Raw genomic sequence first — 17,887 nt, 5'->3', positions numbered from 1 at the left:
TTCGCCGCAGACCGCCTCCTTACCACATCAGCCGGCCGATCAGTGGCGCGGCCACCACCGTGATAATGCCGGCCAACATCATCACCAGGCTCGACACTACGCCCTCCTGCGGCCCCAGTTCATAGGCGCGGGCGGTGCCGGCGCCGTGCGACGAGGCGCCAAATCCGGCCCCTTTCGCCAGGCGGCTGCGTACAGCCAGTCGCAAAAACAGAATGTCGCCCACCGCCATGCCGAACACCCCGGTGATCACCACGAACAACGCCACCAGGTCCGGTTGGCCCCCCATCTGCTTGGCGGCCTCCAGCGCGAACGGCGTGGTGATCGACCGCACCGCCAGGCTACGCTGCACCTCTTCCGGCAGCGTCAGCAGGCGCGCCAGCCACACCGAGCTGTACACCGCCACCAGCACTGCGGTCGTTACCCCGGCGGTCAGCGACAGCCAGTGGCGACGGATGATATGCAGGTTCTCGTACACCGGCACCGCGAAGGCGATGGTCGCTGGCCCCAGCAGCCACAGCAGCCAGTGGGTTTCACCGATGTAGTCCTGATAGGAGATGTGGGTGACCACCAGCAGCAACACCAGAATCATCGGCGTCAGCACCAGCGGCATCAGCAGCAACGTGCGGCGGCGGCGATAGAGTTTCTTGTTGGCGAAATAGAGCGCCAGCGTCGCCAGAAAACAGGCCAGGCTAAGGATGAAATCATTCATGGCGCTGCTTCCGCCGCTGCAGCCAAATCTCCAGCCGATACACCCTGTCCACCACCAGCCCGGTGGCGCCCAGCGTCAGCATGGTGCTGACCGCGATCACCAGAAAGATCTTCCAGCCTTCGACCATCAGCAGCTGGGCATAGTTGACCACCGCCACCACCGCCGGCACGAAAAACAGCAGCATTTCCGCCAGCAGCCAGCGGGAGCCGGCCTTGACCCAGCTCAGCGGCAGAATGCGCAGCAGGATCAGCGCCAGCAGCATCAGCATGCCGACGATATTGGCGGGGAGCGGCAGGTGGAATTGTTGCACCAGACGATCGGCGATCAGGAACAGCGCCGCATACAACGCCACCTGGATCGGCACCTGCAAACGGGTCAGCAGGGAAGGGGCAACGCGGCGTAACGCCAGAGACATGAAAGATGACCTCAAACAATAATTGACGGCCTACAGTATACGCAGCCGGGAAACCACGCCTGAAATGAATTAAAATTATCGACATCATGCCGTCCGGGAATAGTTTCCCGCCGGTAGCGTCCCCAAGGAGAACCCTAACGTGGATGTCCGCACCCTGCGCTACTTCGTTGAAGTGGTGCGCCAGCAAAGCTTCACCCGCGCGGCGGAAAAACTGTTCGTCACCCAGCCCACCATCAGCAAAATGCTGCGGCATCTGGAGGAAGAGCTGGAATGCACGCTGCTGATCCGTGAAGGCCGCAAGCTGCGCCTGACCGACAGCGGCCAGGCGGTGTACCAGCGCGGCCTGACGATCCTCGACGAGTTCCGCCAGTTGGAGGCGGAGCTGGAAGACATTAGCTCGGTGAAAAAGGGCGTGCTGCGGCTGGGCATTCCGCCGATGGTCGGCAGGCAGATCGCCGATCTGATCCGCCGCTTTCGCCAGACCTACCCCGGCATCGAATTGAAGATTTCCGAGCTGGGCGGGCTGTCGGTCGAACAGGCGGTGATGTCCGGCGAATTGGATCTGGCGATGACGGTGCTGCCCTTCGATTCGGCGCAGCCGCTGACCTTTCTGCCGCTGCTGGGCCATCCGATGTGCGTGGTGGCGCCGCGCACGCCGCAGTGGCTCAACCGCACCAGCATCAATATCGCCGAATTGGCCGACAGCCCGATCCTGATTTATAACGAAGACTTTGCGCTGTACAAGATGCTGATGAAGGCGTTTCGCCTGGCCGGCTTTGAACCGCAAATCGCGGTGCGCAGCGGCCAATGGGACTTTCTCGCCTCGATGGTGCAGGCCGGCGTGGGCATCGCCATGCTGCCGGAGCCGGTTTGTCGCTGGCTGGACAAGGAAAACCTGGTCTGGCTGCCGCTGGAGCCGCGCATGGAGTGGAAAATCGGCCTGATCTGGCGCCAGGGCAGCTACCTGTCGCACAGCGCGCAGGCCTGGATCGCCTGCTGCCGCGACTACTGGCCGCCGCTCAAGTAACCAAAAAAAGGGCCGCACAAGCGGCCCTTCAGGACAGAAATAAAGAGGAAAACGTTTATTCCTCTTCTGAGATTTACCCTTCGCGTTCGATCAGCAGCGCTTCGAGCAGGTCGAGATCGTGCAGCAGTTTTTGCAGCGTCTCGTTGCTGATTTTCTGCGTGGCGCGCAGGTGATACAGCTCGCCGCGCTCGGCGCGCAGCGCCGTCAGGCGGAAACGCCGCTCGAGGTTTTCCATCGCCAGCGCATTCTCGATATCGTCTTTCGACGCGATGCGCCGCCGCAGCATGCCCGTCACCCGCGAGCTGACCTCTTTCAACACCTGCGGATCGAGGTTTTCTTCGGTATCGGCAACCAGGCGCTCTTCCATTTTATTCACGCTCTCAATCGCCACTTCGGCCGCCATGGCGATCGCCATGCGCTCTTCCTGCTTGCTGGCGCTCTTGTCGGTGACCTGCACACCGCGCAGCAGCAGCGGCAACGCCAGCACGCCGACGATCAACGACAGCAGGATCACCCCGGCGGCGATAAACACCAGCTGATAGCGCGCCGGGAAGGCGGTGCCGTCGCTCAGCAACAGCGGTATCGACAGCACACCGGCCAGGGTAATCGCCCCGCGCACCCCGGCGAACGACGCCACCCACAGCTCACGCGTGCTGTAATCGCCGAACTGCAGCGGACGCTTTTTCATAAAGCGGTTGCTGGCCTTCTTCATCACCCACAGCCAGGTGAAGCGCAGCACCAGCAGCGCGGCGTAGATGGTGGCCACGTCGGCGAACAGGTACCAGGTCTGGATGGTCGGATCCAGCTCCGCCTGCAGGATGGAGGTTTCAAGAATGCCCGGCAGCTGCAGGCCCAACATGATGAACACCATGCCGTTGAACACGAATTCCAGCATCGCCCACACGCTGTTGGCGCGCAGGCGCATCGCCAGCGGCGCGTTGCGGATCACGCCGGACTGGCTGATGGTCATCCCCGCCGCCACCGCCGCCAGGATGCCGGAAACGCCGATATGTTCGGCGATCAGGTAGGACGCGAACGGCAGCAGCAGCAGGAACACGATCTGGGTCGCCGGATCGTCGCCGCTCCAGCGGCTCATCACCCGCAGCGATTTACTGTAGGTCCAGGTGACCGCCACGCCGGCCAGCAGGCCGCCGATCGCCACTTTGAGGAATTCAAGGGTCGCGCCGCCCACGGTGAACACCATGGTGCCCATCGCCACCGCGATGGCGAACTTGAGTGACACCAGGCCGGAGGCGTCGTTCATCAGCGCCTCGCCCTCGAGCACGCCCATGATCGGCTTGGGGATCCGCCCTTTGCCGACGATGCCGGACAGCGCCACGGCATCCGTCGGCGACAGCACCGCCGCCAGGGCGAAGGCCGCCACCAGCGGAATGCCCGGCACCATGGCGTAGATCAGATAACCGACGCCGACCACGGTGATCAGCACCAGCACCAGCGCCAGGCCGAGAATTTCACGCCCGTGATGCAGGAATTCGCGCGTCGGCGTTTTCCAGCCGTCGGCAAACAGCAGCGGCGGGATGAACAGCACCAGGAACAGTTCGGGATCAAAATCGACGTGCAGCCCGAAATGCGGCCAGGCCAGCAGGGCCCCGATGGCGATTTGCATCAGCGGCAGCGGCACCTGGAACGGCAACATGCGCGTCACCACCCCGGACAGGGAGACCACCAGGATCAAAATGAGGATTGTAAAAAAGATTTCCATGCTTTCCTTAGACTCTACGATTCAGACGACATCGGCTCAGGGCCTGCGTTGGTCACGATAGTAGATCACTTTTTTTACAGCCGTTAAAGCTTGTTGTGCCTTTCAAAACGCGGTGCAGAGCAGAAGAAGACTTATCTTAAGAAGGGAATTGCCGTAACAGGCTCCCCCGCCCGGCGGGCGAGGGAAACCCAAGCGGCTTAAATCGCCCAGCCGCCGGCGTAGAACGCCACCAGCGCCACGGCGATCAGCACGGTGCCGATGTTCAGCTTGCGCCATTCGCCGGAGAAGATGCGGCCGATGACCAGCGAGCTGAAGCCCAGCATGATGCCGGTGACGATGTTGCAGGTCAGCACGATGAACACGGCGCACAGCAGGCCGGCCATCGCGTCGACGAAGTCGTTGAAGTCCAGCTTGGTGACATTGCTCAGCATCAGCAGGCCGACGTACATCAGCGCCGGCGCGGTGGCGTAAACCGGCACCAGATAGGCCAGCGGCGACAGGAACAGGATCAGCAGGAACAGAATGCCGACCACGGTGGCGGTCAGGCCGGTCTTGCCGCCCGCGGCGGTGCCGGCGGCGGACTCAATATAAACCGCAGCGGGCGCGGCGCCCACCAGGCCGGAGAAGATGCTGCTCAGGGAATCCGAGGTCAGCGCCTTGCCGCCGTTGATGATCTGCCCATCTTTATCCAGCAGGTTGGCCTGCCCGGCCACCGCGCGGATGGTGCCGGTGGCGTCGAACACCGCGGTCATAACCAGCGCCAGCACGCTCGGCAACACCACCGGCTGCAATGCGCCCATGATATCCAGGCTGAAGATCAACGATTTGCCGTCAGCGTCCGCCAGGCTCGGCATGGCGAACAGCCCCTGGTATTTCACCGCCGGATCGAAGATCAGGCCGATGATGGAAATGGCGATGATCACCAGCAAAATGCCGCCGGGCACGCGCAGTTTCTCCAGGCCGAAGATCACCGCCAGGCCGACCAGCGTCATGACGACCGGGAAAGAGGTGAAAGCACCGAGCGCCACCGGCAAGCCATCCAGCGGGTTCTTCACCACAAGGCCGACGCCGTTGGCGGCGATCAGCAGCAGAAACAGCCCGATGCCGATGCCGGTGCCGTGCGCCACGCCCATCGGCAGGTTGCGCAGGATCCAGGCGCGGATGCCAGTGACCGAGATAATGGTAAACAGCACGCCCATCAGGAACACCGCGCCCAGCGCCACCGGAATGCTGATGTGCTGGCCCAGCACCAGGCTGAAGGCGGTAAAGGCGGTCAACGAGATCGCACAGCCGATGGCCATCGGCAGGTTAGCCCACAGCCCCATCAACAGCGACCCCAGACCGGCCACCAGGCAGGTGGAGACAAACACCGCCGCCGGCGGGAAACCCGCTTTGCCCAGCATGCTCGGCACCACGATCACCGAGTACACCATCGCCAGGAAGGTGGTCAGCCCCGCCACCACCTCCTGACGCACGCTGCTGCCGCGCGCGGAAATTTTAAAATAGCCATCAAGCCCGCCGGTTGGTTTTGCGGCGTGGTTCGCTTGAGAGTTCGACATAGGTTACTTCCCCTGTGTTTCATGAATCGGCCCGTCACAGCAGGCCTGTAATCTCGCCCGCGCCCGATCGCCACGTAATCGTTTACGTCACGTTCCGCATCCCTGCCCTTATGCCACACCGCCAACGGCGATGCGCACCCAGGCAAACGTTTAACTCGCAGCGCGCGGTACGGGTGATTTATGGTGGTTTATTCAAGGCAAACGATTATCCTGCCTTCCCTAGCGTCTAATCAACTAAAGATCGCGGCAATTTATGCAGAAAACGGCGGGAATGGCTTCTGCGCGAAAAGACGGGGCGATCCGGCGCCCCTGCCGACCTGCTTCACGGCGAGCTTATTGCGCCTGCACCGCCGCGGGATCCATATACATCAATTCCCAGATATGGTCGTCCAGGTCCTGAAATCCGTGGCCGTACATCACGCCATAGTCCCGCGGCGGATGATAGGTATTGCCGCCGCCGGCGATCGCCTTGCGCACCAGTTCGTCCACCGCCGCCCGGCTGGGTTGCGACAGGCACACCAACACTTCGGTGGCCTGTTTGGCGTCGCCGATCGGGTTCGGGGTAAACATCCTGAATTTGTCGTGGGTCAGCAGCATCACGTAAATCGTGTCGCTGACCACCATGCAGGCGGCGGTATCGTCGGTAAATTGCGGGTTGAAGCTGAAGCCGAGCTGGGTGAAAAACGCCATTGAGGCGGGCAGATCGCGTACGGGCAGGTTAACGAAGATTTGCGTAGCCATGGGCTACCTCCGATGAAGAATGACCCCATCGAGTATAGCCCATCCGCTTAACTCAGCAGGTCGTAAGGGCCGCCCTGCTCCAATGCCCGCTGGTAGGCGGGCCGGGCGTGAATGCGCTGCAGGAAGCCGCGCAGTTTCGGGCAATCATCCAACGCGCCGCGCGCCGCCATCGCCTCCAGCGGGAAGCTCATCTGAATATCCGCCGCGCTGAAGTCGTTGCCAACGAACCAACTGCCCTTATTCAGGTGCTGTTCGAGGAATTCGCAGTGCGGCGCGATCTGCTTGTCGAGGTATTCCCGCTGCACGCCTTTGCCGATCGCGCCGGCCACCGGCCGCAGCAGCCAGGGGATCGGCGGCTGGCCGAGACGGCTGAACACCAGCTTCATCACCAACAGCGGCATCAGCGATCCTTCGGCGTAGTGCAGCCAGTAGCGGTATTGCTGACGCGCGTGGAAGTCGGTTGGCATAAACATGCCCTGTGCGTCGTAGGCTTCCTGCAAGTATTCGATAATGGCGCCGGATTCCGCCAGCGTCAGATCGCCATCGACGATCACCGGCGATTTACCCAACGGGTGGATCTTTTTCAGCGCCGGCGGCGCCAGCATGGTGTTCGGATCGCGCTCGTAGCGTTGCACCTGATAGGGCACGCCCAGCTCTTCCAGAAACCACAGAATGCGCTGCGACCGCGAGTGATTGAGATGATGAACGATGATCATGACGACGCTCCTGTCCGCTGCCACACCAGTTCGCCAACCTGCACGCCGTTGCCGAGCTGCAGCGGCACCGTGCGCAACGTCAGCCGATCGGCGTTAAAGGCGTAAAAACGCACCTGACGGCTGCCTATCCAATTGGGGAACGAGCAGCCTTCAACCTGATGCACCACCCGTTGCTCGCTTTCTTCCACCTGATAACGGCCGAAGTAGCAAATCATATTGATGAAGGCGGCATGGATCTCCCGCTCGGATCCCTGCGCCAAATCGTCGGCGACGAAACGCGGCCGTACGGCGCTGTATAGCTGCGCCGCCATCGTGCCGTTGGCCTCATAGTGGATGCGCCCCAACACCTGCTCGCCCAGCGGGTAATTCAGCTCGCCGTTCTGGTTTTTGAACGCCGACGACACCAACGCCCAACTGCCGATAAACGCATTCATCGTCATGACGCTTCTCCGGTTAAGGATCGTCTGTAAAGGGTAGTGGCGATTGTTGCCCCGCGCCAGCGGATGAAAAATAATCAATTTATTTGACAGAGATGCTCAAAACTCTCCGATTTTTTATTCACATCTGGTGCACTAGTATTTAACACATCGAGAGACAACGGGCTCTCACCTAACAAACACTCTGAGGAACGCATCATGAAAAACGTCAAAATTTTTGCTACCGCTGCGCTGCTGGCTACCGCTTCTTTCGCTACCTTCGCCGCTGACCTGCCTTCCAGCCAACCTGCTGCAGACGCCCAGAAGATCGGCGTCGTCACCGTGAGCGGCGCCGCTAACCTGAGCGCGCTGGAAAGCGAACTGGCCAGCAAAGCCGCCGCTTCGGGCGCCAGCGCCTACCGCATCGTCGCCGCCGGTGGTCAGAACAAACTGTACGGCACCGCAGAAATCTTCAACTGATCGTCGGACAGCCAACCGACGGAAGAAAGAAGCCCCGCAAGGGGCTTTTCTCGTTTTAGCGGGCGTCAAAGCGCGCCGCCAACTTCTGCAGGCGGAACTGTTCGGTGATGAAATCGACGAACACCCGGGTTTTGGTCGGTAAGAATTTGGTGGTGGGAAAATAGAGATACACGCTGCCGCGATCGACATACCAGCCCGGCAGAACCCGCTTCAGACGGCCGCTTTCCAGATAAGGCGCCGCATTCGGCATGCCGATCAGCGCGATGCCCAATCCCATTTCCGCCGCCCGCGCCGCCGCTTCCGGTTCATTGACCGTCATGCTGACCGTCATCCCCGGCGCACGCTGCTCATTCTGGGCATTTCGCAGCGGCTGGTGGCGAATGCGCCCGGTCTGCGGCGAACGGATGAAAATCCCGGCGTGTTGCGCCAGTTGCTCCGGCTCCGTCAACGGCAGCCGCTGCCGCAAGTATTCTGCCGAAGCGACCAATACGCCATGCGCGGGCGCCAGCTCGCGAGCAATCATCCCCTGCGCCAACTCGATGCCGCCGCCCAGCGCAGCGTCAAAGTTCTCACCGATCAGATCCACCTGGCGATTGTCGAAATGCCAGTCCGGTACAATCGCCGGGTACTGCGTCAAAAACATCGGCAGCATCGGCAACACGAAGTGCAGGCCGAAGGCGGTGCCCATGCTGACCTTCAAGCCGCCGGCCGCCGCGCCGCCGCCGCTGCTCAACCCCTTCAATGCACACTGGATCGATTGCAACCCGCCGCTCACCTCACCGAGAAAACGCTCGCCTGCTTCGGTGAGGATCAACTTGCGGGTATTGCGTTGAAACAGCCGCACGCCGACCACCGCCTCCAGCCGGGTGACATTCTTGCTTACCGCCGCCGGGCTGAGGCCCAGCTTGCGGCCGGCGGCGGAGAAACTGCCGTTTTCCGCGCTGCTGACGAAGCACTCCAGATGTCCCAGCATGCTTTTTCCTTATGGATTTTAAACTAATGGTTTTAACTGATTATAGCTCTTTGTGGCTAGTGGCCGTGCAAGCGATCTCCGATACTGAATGCCGACACTTTACCCTCATCCACTCTGGAGAAATAACATGACCACAGCACTCCCACTGCAAGGCAAAGTCGCATTCGTTCAGGGCGGTTCCCGCGGCATCGGCGCCGCCATCGTTAAACGCTTGGCGAGCGAGGGCGCCGCCGTCGCCTTTACCTACGCCGCCTCGGCCGATCGCGCCGAAGCGGTGGCGAGCGCCGTTACCGCCGCCGGCGGCAAAGCCCTCGCCATCAAGGCCGACAGCGCCGATGCTGCGGCGCTGCAGCAGGCGGTTCGCCAGGCGGTGAGTCACTTCGGCAACCTGGATATTCTGGTGAACAACGCCGGGGTATTTACGCTGGGCGGCACCGAGGAACTGGCGCTGGACGACCTGGATCGCATGCTGGCGGTCAACGTACGCAGCGTATTCGTCGCCAGCCAGGAGGCGGCGCGCCACATGAACGACGGCGGCCGTATCATCCACATCGGCAGCACCAACGCCGAGCGCGTGCCGTTCGGCGGCGCGGCGGTGTACGCGATGAGCAAATCGGCGCTGGTCGGGTTGACCAAGGGCATGGCGCGCGATCTCGGCCCACGCGGCATCACCGTCAATAACGTGCAGCCCGGCCCGGTGGACACCGAAATGAACCCGGACGCCGGCGAGTTCGCCGATCAGCTCAAGCAGCTGATGGCGATCGGCCGTTACGGCAAAGATGAAGAAATCGCCGGTTTCGTCGCCTACCTGGCGGGCCCGCAGGCGGGTTATATCACCGGCGCCAGTCTGAGCATCGACGGCGGCTTCTCGGCGTAGCGCTCAAAGCCCCGCAAGGGGCTTTTTTTTCATTCGCTCCCCGACGACCGCTTCTCACCTCGCACGGCATATTCGGCCTTGAAAGACAATAATAGAATTAGTTTATGCGCAAAAATGGAATAGTTTATTGACGATTCTGTTATTTATTCACCAGCCCGACGTCTTTATCCTTCGCTCCATCGTGTCATACCGGACACCCTTATTTTTCGAACCTTCGAACACAGGATAAAGATATGAAAACCATGACCACCGTTATTTCACTCGCTCTGTTTTCCATGCTGTCGTTTAACGCCGCGGCAGAAAGCGTGACCGCAACCGGCAGAACACTGGATTCCACCGAAGCCCTCATCGCTAAAAAAGCGCAAGAAGCCGGCGCAAGCGGCTACAAAATTACCAGCGCCTACATGGGCAATTTCGTCACTATGAGTGCAGAACTGAAAAAATAATGCGTTTAGCGATAACGCCGTGCATACGGCGTTATTCATTACCGCATGATTAAGGAAATCATCGCCGGGCGCTTTTTTAAAATCACGCTGACGTACCCAGTACACAGAAAAAATGAGCCGTTCCCTCACCGATTATTATTCGGCGGCCTCACGCCGCCAATTTCCGGAGGCTCACTTTCATTCGCCCTGCAATACTCCGTTATAAGGATGAGTCACTGATGAAATCATTGTATCGCCTCTCCCTCTTGCTGCCCTTGCTGGCCGCAGTGCCCGCGCACGCCGCAGAATCCGCTGTGCAGTCGTCAGACTGGTATCCTTCCGTTTACGGCGCAAAAGACGAAATCGGCGCGGCCAACCTGCTCACGCCTGAGGTCGTATTACAGTCTGTGCAGTTGGTAAAACAAGGCAAGACATTGCCATTGGCGGTGCCCGTCGATAAAGATTTCCCGGCGTTCCGCCACCGCAGCTTCCGCCTATATAATATTCAGCCTGGTCAGCAGGACGGTAAAACGCTTGGCCCAAATAAATTCACCTTTAATGATGAATTGGTGAATGCCTGGACCGGCGTCGGCACTCAGTTGAATGGCATTGGCCATATCGGCATCGACAATGTTTATTATAACGGCAATAAGGCGGCGGATTTCGTCACCGTAGATGGCGTGAAAAAATTGGGCGTGGAAAAAGTGCCGCCCATGGTCACACGCGGTGTCGTACTCGATATGACGGCTTATTATAATAAAGCGATCGTTCCGGGCGGCACCGAATTTTCCGTTGCGGATATTCAAGCGGTGCTTAAAAAGCAGGGCATCAGTTTACGCAAAGGCGACGTTGTCTTGTTCAACACCGGCTGGCTGGAGCTGATTGGCAAAGACAATAAAAAGTTCCTGGAAGTTGAACCGGGCATCGGCATGGAAGCGGCGAAATGGTTGGCCGACCAAGGCATCGTGGCCTTCGGCGGTGATACCTGGGCCTCCGAAGTTTACCCTAACCCGAAAAATGACGAAGAGTTCCCGGTCAACCAGTACCTGCTGGCCAAACGCGGCGTCTATAACCTGGAGCTGATCGACAGCCGCCCGCTGGTGCGCACGAAAACCTGGGAATTCCTGTTCGTACTGGGGCAACCGCTGTATGTCGGTTCAACCCAGGTCAATATCAACCCGGTAGCAATTTACTGATTGGCGACACCGCCGCAGAAAATCAGCGGCTAACGAACACAAAAAACCCCGCCTGAGCGGGGTTTTTTTAGCGCTGTCGCCAGGCTTAGAACGGAATATCGTCGTCGAAATCCATTGGTGGTTCGTTGCTGGTCGCCGGTGCGCTGTTCTGCGCCGGGCGAGACTGCTGCTGGCCGCCGCTGAACTGGTTGCCGCCCTGTGGCTGCTGAGGTTGGCCCCAACCGCCCTGGCCACCGGCAGATTGACCGGCCGGTGCGCCGCCGCCCTGACGGCCGCCCAGCATCTGCATGGTGCCGCCGACGTTAACCACGATCTCGGTGGTGTAGCGATCCTGGCCGCTCTGATCCTGCCATTTACGGGTCTGCAGGGAGCCTTCGATGTAGACCTGAGAGCCTTTACGCAGGTATTCACCCGCCACTTCGGCCAGTTTGCCGAACAGCACGACGCGGTGCCACTCGGTCTTCTCTTTCTGTTCGCCGGTCGCCTTGTCACGCCAGCTTTCGGAGGTCGCCAGGGTAATGTTGGCCACTGCGCCGCCGTTCGGCATGTAACGGACTTCTGGATCCTGACCCAGATTCCCGACCAGAATTACTTTGTTTACGCCTCTGCTGGCCATGAGCACTTCTCCCGATGATTGATTTCTACACAGTATAAACGCGTCAGTTTACCACGCTGAGTACGAAACCACACCCGTGTTGATAAGTGCGAATTGCATTCCAGAATTGTCTTTTCGATCGACCTTGTTGCATTCGCATACTGGATATTCATTCAGGTTTTTTTGTGTCATAATTATGCGTTTCGACCAGGCTGTGCCGGTTTTTTGCGAGATCCATCACAAAATCCCCCGCAAAAATCGCGACAGGCGCGGTGTATCATCAAGACGGGAAGTGTAAATGGACAATATCGAAGTTCGTGGTGCTCGAACCCATAATCTGAAAAACATCAACCTGATCATCCCGCGTGACAAACTGATCGTCGTCACCGGCCTGTCCGGTTCCGGCAAGTCTTCGCTGGCTTTCGATACGCTGTATGCCGAAGGGCAGCGGCGCTATGTCGAATCACTCTCTGCCTATGCGCGCCAGTTCCTGTCGCTGATGGAAAAACCGGACGTCGATCATATCGAAGGCCTGTCGCCGGCGATCTCCATCGAGCAGAAATCCACCTCGCACAACCCGCGCTCCACGGTCGGCACCATTACCGAGATTCACGACTACCTGCGCCTGCTGTTCGCCCGCGTCGGCGAGCCGCGCTGCCCGGATCACCATGTGCCGCTGGCGGCGCAGACCGTCAGCCAGATGGTCGACAACGTGCTGAGCCAGCCGGAAGGCAAGCGCCTAATGCTGCTGGCGCCGGTGGTGAAAGACCGCAAGGGCGAGCACACCAAAACGCTGGAAAACCTGGCCGCCCAGGGCTATATCCGCGCGCGCATCGACGGCGAAGTGTGCGATCTGTCCGATCCGCCGAAGCTGGAGCTGCAGAAGAAACACACCATCGAAGTGGTGGTCGATCGCTTCAAGGTGCGCGACGACATGGCGCAGCGCCTGGCCGAATCGTTCGAAACCGCGCTGGAGCTGTCCGGCGGCACCGCAGTGGTGGCGGATATGGACGACGAAAAAGCGGACGAGCTGCTGTTCTCCGCCAACTTCGCCTGCCCGATCTGCGGCTACAGCATGCGCGAGCTGGAACCGCGCCTGTTTTCCTTCAACAACCCGGCCGGCGCCTGCCCGACCTGCGACGGCCTGGGCGTGCAGCAGTTCTTCGATCCGGATCGCGTGGTGCAAAACCCCGAGCTGTCGCTGGCCGGCGGCGCGATCCGCGGCTGGGATCGCCGCAACTTCTATTACTTCCAGATGCTGCGCTCGCTGGCGGAGCACTATGAGTTCGACGTCGAAGCGCCATTCAACACCCTGAGCGCCAACGTGCAGAAGGCGGTGCTGAGCGGCTCCGGCAAAGAGTCGATCGAGTTCAAATACATCAACGATCGCGGTGACACCACCGTGCGCCGCCATCCGTTTGAAGGCGTGCTGCACAACATGGAGCGCCGCTATAAAGAGACCGAGTCCAGCGCGGTGCGCGAAGAGCTGGCGAAGTTCATCAGCAACCGCCCTTGCGCCTCGTGCCACGGCACTCGCCTGCGTGAAGAAGCGCGCAACGTGTTTGTCGAAGACACCACGCTGCCGGAGATCTCCGATCTGAGCATCGGCCATGCGATGACCTTCTTCCAGAACATGAAGCTCAGCGGCCAGCGCGCCAAAATCGCCGAGAAAGTGCTGAAAGAGATCGGCGACCGCCTGAAATTCCTGGTGAACGTCGGCCTGAACTATCTGTCACTGTCTCGCTCGGCGGAGACGCTCTCCGGCGGCGAAGCGCAGCGAATCCGTTTGGCCAGCCAGATCGGCGCCGGCCTGGTGGGCGTGATGTACGTGCTGGATGAGCCGTCGATCGGCCTGCACCAGCGCGACAACGAGCGCCTGCTGGAAACGCTGATCCACCTGCGCAACCTCGGCAACACGGTGATCGTGGTGGAGCATGACGAAGACGCCATCCGCGCCGCCGACCATGTGATCGACATCGGCCCCGGCGCCGGCGTACACGGCGGCCAGGTGGTGGCGGAAGGCACCGTCGACGACATCATGGCGCAGCCGGAATCGCTGACCGGCCAGTTCCTCAGCGGCAAGCGCGAGATCGCCATCCCCGCGCAGCGCGTGCAGGCCGATCCGACCAAAGTGCTGAAGCTGAGCGGCGCGCGCGGCAACAACCTGAAAGATGTGACGCTGACGCTGCCGGTCGGTCTGTTTACCTGCATCACCGGCGTGTCCGGCTCCGGCAAATCGACGCTGATCAACGATACGCTGTTCCCGATAGCCCAGCGCCAGCTCAACGGCGCCACCATCGCCGAACCGGCGCCGTTCCGCGAAGTGACCGGCCTGGAACATTTCGACAAGGTGATCGACATCGATCAGAGCCCGATCGGCCGCACGCCGCGCTCCAACCCGGCAACCTATACCGGCATCTTCACCCCGGTGCGCGAGCTGTTCGCCGGCGTGCCGGAATCGCGCAGCCGCGGTTACACGCCGGGCCGCTTCAGCTTCAACGTCAAGGGCGGGCGCTGTGAAGCCTGCCAGGGCGACGGGGTGATCAAGGTCGAGATGCACTTCCTGCCGGACATCTACGTGCCGTGCGACCAGTGCAAGGGCAAGCGTTATAACCGCGAAACGCTGGAAGTGAAGTACAAGGGCAAGAGCATCCACGAAGTGCTGGAGATGACCATCGAAGAAGCGCGCGATTTCTTCGACGCGGTGCCGGCGCTGGCGCGCAAGCTGCAGACCCTGATGGATGTCGGCCTGTCCTACATCCGCCTCGGCCAGTCGGCCACCACGCTTTCCGGCGGTGAAGCGCAGCGCGTCAAGCTGGCGCGCGAACTGTCGAAGCGCGGCACCGGCCAAACGCTGTATATCCTCGACGAACCGACCACCGGTCTGCACTTCGCCGATATCCAACAGCTGTTGGCGGTGCTGCATCAGCTGCGCGATCAGGGCAACACCATCGTGGTCATCGAGCATAACCTGGACGTGATCAAGACCGCCGACTGGATCGTCGATCTGGGGCCGGAAGGCGGCAGCGGCGGCGGCGAGATCCTGGTCGCCGGCACGCCGGAAACGGTCGCCGACTGCGAGAAATCGCACACCGCACGCTTCCTGAAACCACTGTTGAACCAGTAATGTCGCCGGCGTGCGGGCCGTCGTTCAGGCGGTCCGCACGCTGCCCCGTTTCCCCGCAATCGAACAGAAACAGGCAAGATTTCGACATTTTCAGGCATTTCCCTCCGCGCTCACCGCTTCTATCATCAATGTTCCCTCGGCGGCCGCCCTGTCTGATTCAGGCCGCGTCTCGCCGGCACTTCGCTGCCGGTCAAACGTTGTCCCCCCTACATTGATAACTGGAGCGACCATGAACATTACCCATGCCTATGCCGCGCATGACGCGAAGTCTGCGCTGGTGCCTTTCGATTACCAGCAGCGCGCCCTGCGCGACCACGATGTGCAAATTCAGGTGTTGTTCTGCGGCGTCTGCCACTCGGATCTGCACCAGGCGCGCAATGAATGGAGCAATACGATTTACCCGGTGGTGCCGGGCCACGAAATCGTCGGCCGCGTTAGCGCCGTCGGCGACCATGTCTCGCGTTACCGGATCGGCGATCTGGTCGGCGTCGGTTGCATGGTGGATTCCTGCCGCAGCTGCCCGAGCTGCGATGAGGGGCTGGAACAGTATTGCGAAAACGGCTTTACCGGCACCTATAACGGCCAGGATCGCCACACCGGCGCCGTGACCTACGGCGGCTACTCCACCAATCTGGTGGTGGATCAGGACTTCGTGCTGCGCGTGCCGGAAAACCTCGATCCGGCCGGCGTCGCGCCGCTGCTGTGCGCCGGCATCACCACCTATTCGCCGCTGCGCCAGTGGGGCGCGGGGCCAGGCAAAAAGGTCGGCATCGTCGGGCTCGGCGGGCTGGGGCACATGGGCGTCAAACTGGCGCGGGCGATGGGCGCGCATGTGGTGCTGTTCACCACCTCGCCGTCGAAAATCGAAGACGCCAAGCGCCTCGGCGCCCATGAAGTGGTGATTTCGCGCAACCCGGATGAGATGGCACAGCACGTCAACAGCTTCGACTTCATCCTCAACACGGTAGCGGCTCAGCACGATCTGAACCCGTTCCTCAACTTGCTGCGCCGCGACGGCACCCTGACGCTGGTCGGCGCGCCGGAGCACGATCATCCGTCACCGCAGGTGTTCAACCTGATCATGAAGCGCCGCCGCATCGCCGGTTCGCTGATCGGCGGCATCGCGGAAACGCAAGAGATGCTGGACTTCTGCGGGCAGCACGGCATCACGTCGGATATCGAGCTGATCCCGATGCAGCAAATTAATGAGGCCTATGAACGCATGCTGAAAAGCGACGTGAAGTACCGCTTCGTGGTGGATATCGACTCGCTGCGCGCCTGATGACGGCGGGCGCCCGGCGGCGCCCGTTTTTTTATAGCTGCTTGATGATCCTGGCCGGGTTGCCGCCCACCACGCAATTGGCCGGCACGTCTTTGGTCACCACCGCGCCGGAGGCCACGACCGCATTATCGCCGATGGTCACTCCCGGATTGATCACCGCACGCCCGCCGATCCACACGTTGTCGCCAATCCTGACAGCCTTACCGAACTCCGCCCCGCCGACGCGAGTCTCGGCGTCCAGCGGATGGGTGGCGGTATAGATATGCACGCCCGGCGCCAGCAGGCAGTTGTCGCCGATATGCACCTCGCATACGTCGAGGATCACGCAATCGAAGTTGGCGTAGAAGTTCTTGCCGAGATAGATGTTATAGCCGTAATCGCAGCGGAAGGTCGGCTCGATGGTGCCGCCCTGATAGCAACCCAGCAACTCACCCAGCCATTGTTTGCGCAGCTCGCCCTCTTCCGGCGAGGAGTGGTTATAGCGATGCGTTAGCTGGCGTGCGCGCCGGCGTTCGCTGCGCAGCAGTTCATCGCCGGCGTCGTACAGTTCCCCGGCGATCATCTTGCGCTTTTCTTCGCTCATGGCCATGTCGGCCTCCTTCATCCGCGTGTCTTGAATGCCCAAGCGTAGCTGTTTTAGTGCCGCAATAAAAAGGGAACGTTCCCAAACCCAGGTCGCGATCACGCTTTAACATGAAAAAAACAGAAGAAAAACGGGCGGCGCCGCCGCCCGGCAATCAGGCGCGCAGTTCCTGGCGCACGTGTTCGGGCAGGCCGTCCACCACCAGCTGATAGGAGCTGTCGATCAGCGTGTAAAACTGCGAGTTCGGCAGGTTGCCGTCGAGAAACACCGTATTCCAGTGCGCCTTGTTCAGACCGTCGCAGGCGACGATCTCCGGATGGTGTTCACGCAGGCTTTCCGCCAGCTCCGGGCTGGACTTGACCGCCAGCGCCGGCCGCCCTTCGACCTCGCACACCATGGCGAACATCACGTCGCCCACCTTGATCTGGCTGGCCTGCCACTGGTTCTGGTCGCTCTGCTCCGCGCCCGGCTTCGCCATGCAGTACTCCAGCAATGCGCTGTTATTCATTGGGTTATTCCCCCTGTAACGTGGCCACAATACGGCGTGCTCCGCCGTGGATGCGGTGCTCTCCCAGCCAGATGCCCTGCCATGTGCCCAACATCAGCCGCCCGTGCCTGACGGGCAGCGTCAAGGAAGCGCCCAGCAGCGAGGATTTGATGTGCGCCGGCATGTCGTCCGGCCCTTCGTAGTCATGCTGATAGGGTGCGTTTTCCGGCACCTGACGCAGGAAATGCTGCTCCATATCGGCTCGCACCGTGGGATCGCAGTTCTCGTTGAGCGTCAGCGAGGCCGAGGTGTGCTGCAGCAACAGATGCAGCAGGCCGGTTTGCAGGCGGTGTAAGTGGGTTAACTGGTTGACTATCTCGTCGGTAACCAGATGAAAGCCACGCGCTTTTGCGCTGAGGATTAGCGTTTGCTGATGCCACATGAGTGAGCGCCCCTCAATCAGTATATTCTCTCTCCGGTTTGCGGCAACTTCGGCGGCGCGCCGGCAATAAAAAAGGAGCGATATCGCTATCGCTCCCGATGAACGTCCGTTCAG

General features: G+C 60.8%; 19 protein-coding genes. 7 read left to right on the top strand and 12 right to left on the bottom strand.

Going from position 1 to position 17,887, the window contains the following annotated elements; all coding sequences use genetic code 11:
- Positions 1-19: 19 nt before the first annotated feature.
- Together ACMGF7_RS10235 and ACMGF7_RS10230 are read right to left on the bottom strand one after the other, a co-directional pair.
- Complete coding sequence (locus tag ACMGF7_RS10235) at positions 20-709, bottom strand: LrgB family protein (RefSeq protein ID WP_004936833.1); 690 nt, start codon at positions 707-709, stop codon at positions 20-22.
- On the bottom strand, positions 702-1,124 hold the full coding sequence (locus ACMGF7_RS10230) for a CidA/LrgA family protein (RefSeq protein WP_004936830.1): 423 nt from the start codon (positions 1,122-1,124) through the stop codon (positions 702-704). Before ACMGF7_RS10230 ends, ACMGF7_RS10235 begins: the two co-directional genes overlap by 8 nt.
- Positions 1,125-1,263: 139 nt before the next feature.
- On the opposite strand from ACMGF7_RS10230, the gene ACMGF7_RS10225 reads away from it, so the two are divergent.
- Positions 1,264-2,151 (top strand): LysR family transcriptional regulator, encoded by an 888-nt coding sequence (locus ACMGF7_RS10225; protein WP_004936826.1) that lies wholly within the window; start codon positions 1,264-1,266, stop codon positions 2,149-2,151.
- Positions 2,152-2,224: 73 nt separating this feature from the next.
- On the opposite strand, the gene ACMGF7_RS10220 is transcribed toward ACMGF7_RS10225, so the two are convergent.
- The 5 genes from ACMGF7_RS10220 to ACMGF7_RS10200 all read right to left on the bottom strand — a co-directional run bounded on the left by ACMGF7_RS10220 (position 2,225) and on the right by ACMGF7_RS10200 (position 7,330).
- The gene (locus ACMGF7_RS10220) at positions 2,225-3,874 is read right to left on the bottom strand and encodes a Na+/H+ antiporter (protein ID WP_004936822.1); all 1,650 of its coding nucleotides are present in this window, start codon (positions 3,872-3,874) and stop codon (positions 2,225-2,227) included.
- 197 nt (positions 3,875-4,071) lie between these two features.
- Entirely contained in the window at positions 4,072-5,433 is a 1,362-nt protein-coding gene (locus tag ACMGF7_RS10215; protein WP_004936819.1) for an NCS2 family permease, read from the bottom strand.
- A gap of 333 nt (positions 5,434-5,766) precedes the next feature.
- Positions 5,767-6,174, bottom strand: coding sequence for a VOC family protein (locus tag ACMGF7_RS10210; protein WP_420286428.1), 408 nt, complete (start codon positions 6,172-6,174; stop codon positions 5,767-5,769).
- Between the two features lie 47 nt (positions 6,175-6,221).
- Complete coding sequence (locus tag ACMGF7_RS10205) at positions 6,222-6,890, bottom strand: glutathione S-transferase family protein (RefSeq protein ID WP_004936814.1); 669 nt, start codon at positions 6,888-6,890, stop codon at positions 6,222-6,224.
- Positions 6,887-7,330 (bottom strand): lipocalin-like domain-containing protein, encoded by a 444-nt coding sequence (locus ACMGF7_RS10200; RefSeq protein WP_004936812.1) that lies wholly within the window; start codon positions 7,328-7,330, stop codon positions 6,887-6,889. Before ACMGF7_RS10200 ends, ACMGF7_RS10205 begins: the two co-directional genes overlap by 4 nt.
- Positions 7,331-7,525: 195 nt before the next feature.
- On the opposite strand from ACMGF7_RS10200, the gene bhsA reads away from it, so the two are divergent.
- On the top strand, positions 7,526-7,786 hold the full coding sequence (bhsA, locus tag ACMGF7_RS10195) for a multiple stress resistance protein BhsA (protein WP_004936809.1): 261 nt from the start codon (positions 7,526-7,528) through the stop codon (positions 7,784-7,786).
- A gap of 55 nt (positions 7,787-7,841) precedes the next feature.
- Here bhsA and ACMGF7_RS10190 read toward each other — a convergent pair whose 3' ends face one another.
- Positions 7,842-8,759 carry a LysR family transcriptional regulator gene (locus tag ACMGF7_RS10190; RefSeq protein WP_273890109.1) on the bottom strand — a complete coding sequence of 306 codons (918 nt, stop codon included), beginning with the start codon at positions 8,757-8,759 and terminating at the stop codon, positions 7,842-7,844.
- Positions 8,760-8,886: 127 nt separating this feature from the next.
- On the opposite strand from ACMGF7_RS10190, the gene ACMGF7_RS10185 reads away from it, so the two are divergent.
- From ACMGF7_RS10185 to ACMGF7_RS10175, 3 genes are all read left to right on the top strand, one after another.
- A complete protein-coding gene (locus ACMGF7_RS10185; protein WP_004936803.1) occupies positions 8,887-9,636 on the top strand; it encodes a 3-oxoacyl-ACP reductase family protein in 750 nt (249 codons plus the stop codon).
- Positions 9,637-9,869: 233 nt separating this feature from the next.
- Positions 9,870-10,082: a DUF1471 domain-containing protein gene (locus tag ACMGF7_RS10180; protein WP_004936800.1), complete on the top strand. Its 213-nt coding sequence runs from the start codon at positions 9,870-9,872 to the stop codon at positions 10,080-10,082.
- 254 nt (positions 10,083-10,336) lie between these two features.
- A complete protein-coding gene (locus ACMGF7_RS10175; protein ID WP_273890108.1) occupies positions 10,337-11,257 on the top strand; it encodes a cyclase family protein in 921 nt (306 codons plus the stop codon).
- Between the two features lie 85 nt (positions 11,258-11,342).
- Here ACMGF7_RS10175 and ssb1 read toward each other — a convergent pair whose 3' ends face one another.
- Positions 11,343-11,873 carry a single-stranded DNA-binding protein SSB1 gene (gene ssb1 / locus ACMGF7_RS10170; RefSeq protein ID WP_004936793.1) on the bottom strand — a complete coding sequence of 177 codons (531 nt, stop codon included), beginning with the start codon at positions 11,871-11,873 and terminating at the stop codon, positions 11,343-11,345.
- A 277-nt stretch (positions 11,874-12,150) separates the two neighbouring features.
- Between ssb1 and uvrA the strand changes: the two genes are divergently transcribed.
- Both uvrA and ACMGF7_RS10160 read left to right on the top strand, forming a co-directional pair.
- Positions 12,151-14,979, top strand: a complete 2,829-nt coding sequence (gene uvrA, locus ACMGF7_RS10165) for an excinuclease ABC subunit UvrA (protein WP_015379213.1) — start codon at positions 12,151-12,153, stop codon at positions 14,977-14,979.
- 229 nt (positions 14,980-15,208) lie between these two features.
- Complete coding sequence (locus ACMGF7_RS10160) at positions 15,209-16,261, top strand: NAD(P)-dependent alcohol dehydrogenase (protein WP_049241424.1); 1,053 nt, start codon at positions 15,209-15,211, stop codon at positions 16,259-16,261.
- 31 nt (positions 16,262-16,292) lie between these two features.
- Here ACMGF7_RS10160 and maa read toward each other — a convergent pair whose 3' ends face one another.
- The 3 genes from maa to ACMGF7_RS10145 form a co-directional block, all read right to left on the bottom strand.
- Positions 16,293-16,850, bottom strand: a complete 558-nt coding sequence (gene maa, locus ACMGF7_RS10155) for a maltose O-acetyltransferase (RefSeq protein ID WP_053091215.1) — start codon at positions 16,848-16,850, stop codon at positions 16,293-16,295.
- 148 nt (positions 16,851-16,998) lie between these two features.
- Entirely contained in the window at positions 16,999-17,352 is a 354-nt protein-coding gene (locus ACMGF7_RS10150; protein WP_004936783.1) for an MmcQ/YjbR family DNA-binding protein, read from the bottom strand.
- A 4-nt stretch (positions 17,353-17,356) separates the two neighbouring features.
- Positions 17,357-17,773: a secondary thiamine-phosphate synthase enzyme YjbQ gene (locus ACMGF7_RS10145; RefSeq protein WP_004936779.1), complete on the bottom strand. Its 417-nt coding sequence runs from the start codon at positions 17,771-17,773 to the stop codon at positions 17,357-17,359.
- Between the last annotated feature and the right edge of the window lie 114 nt (positions 17,774-17,887).

The organism is Serratia sp. BNK-17 (assembly GCF_048684935.1).
GTDB lineage: Bacteria > Pseudomonadota > Gammaproteobacteria > Enterobacterales > Enterobacteriaceae > Serratia > Serratia nematodiphila.
This window is presented reverse-complemented; position numbering and strand designations above follow the sequence as displayed.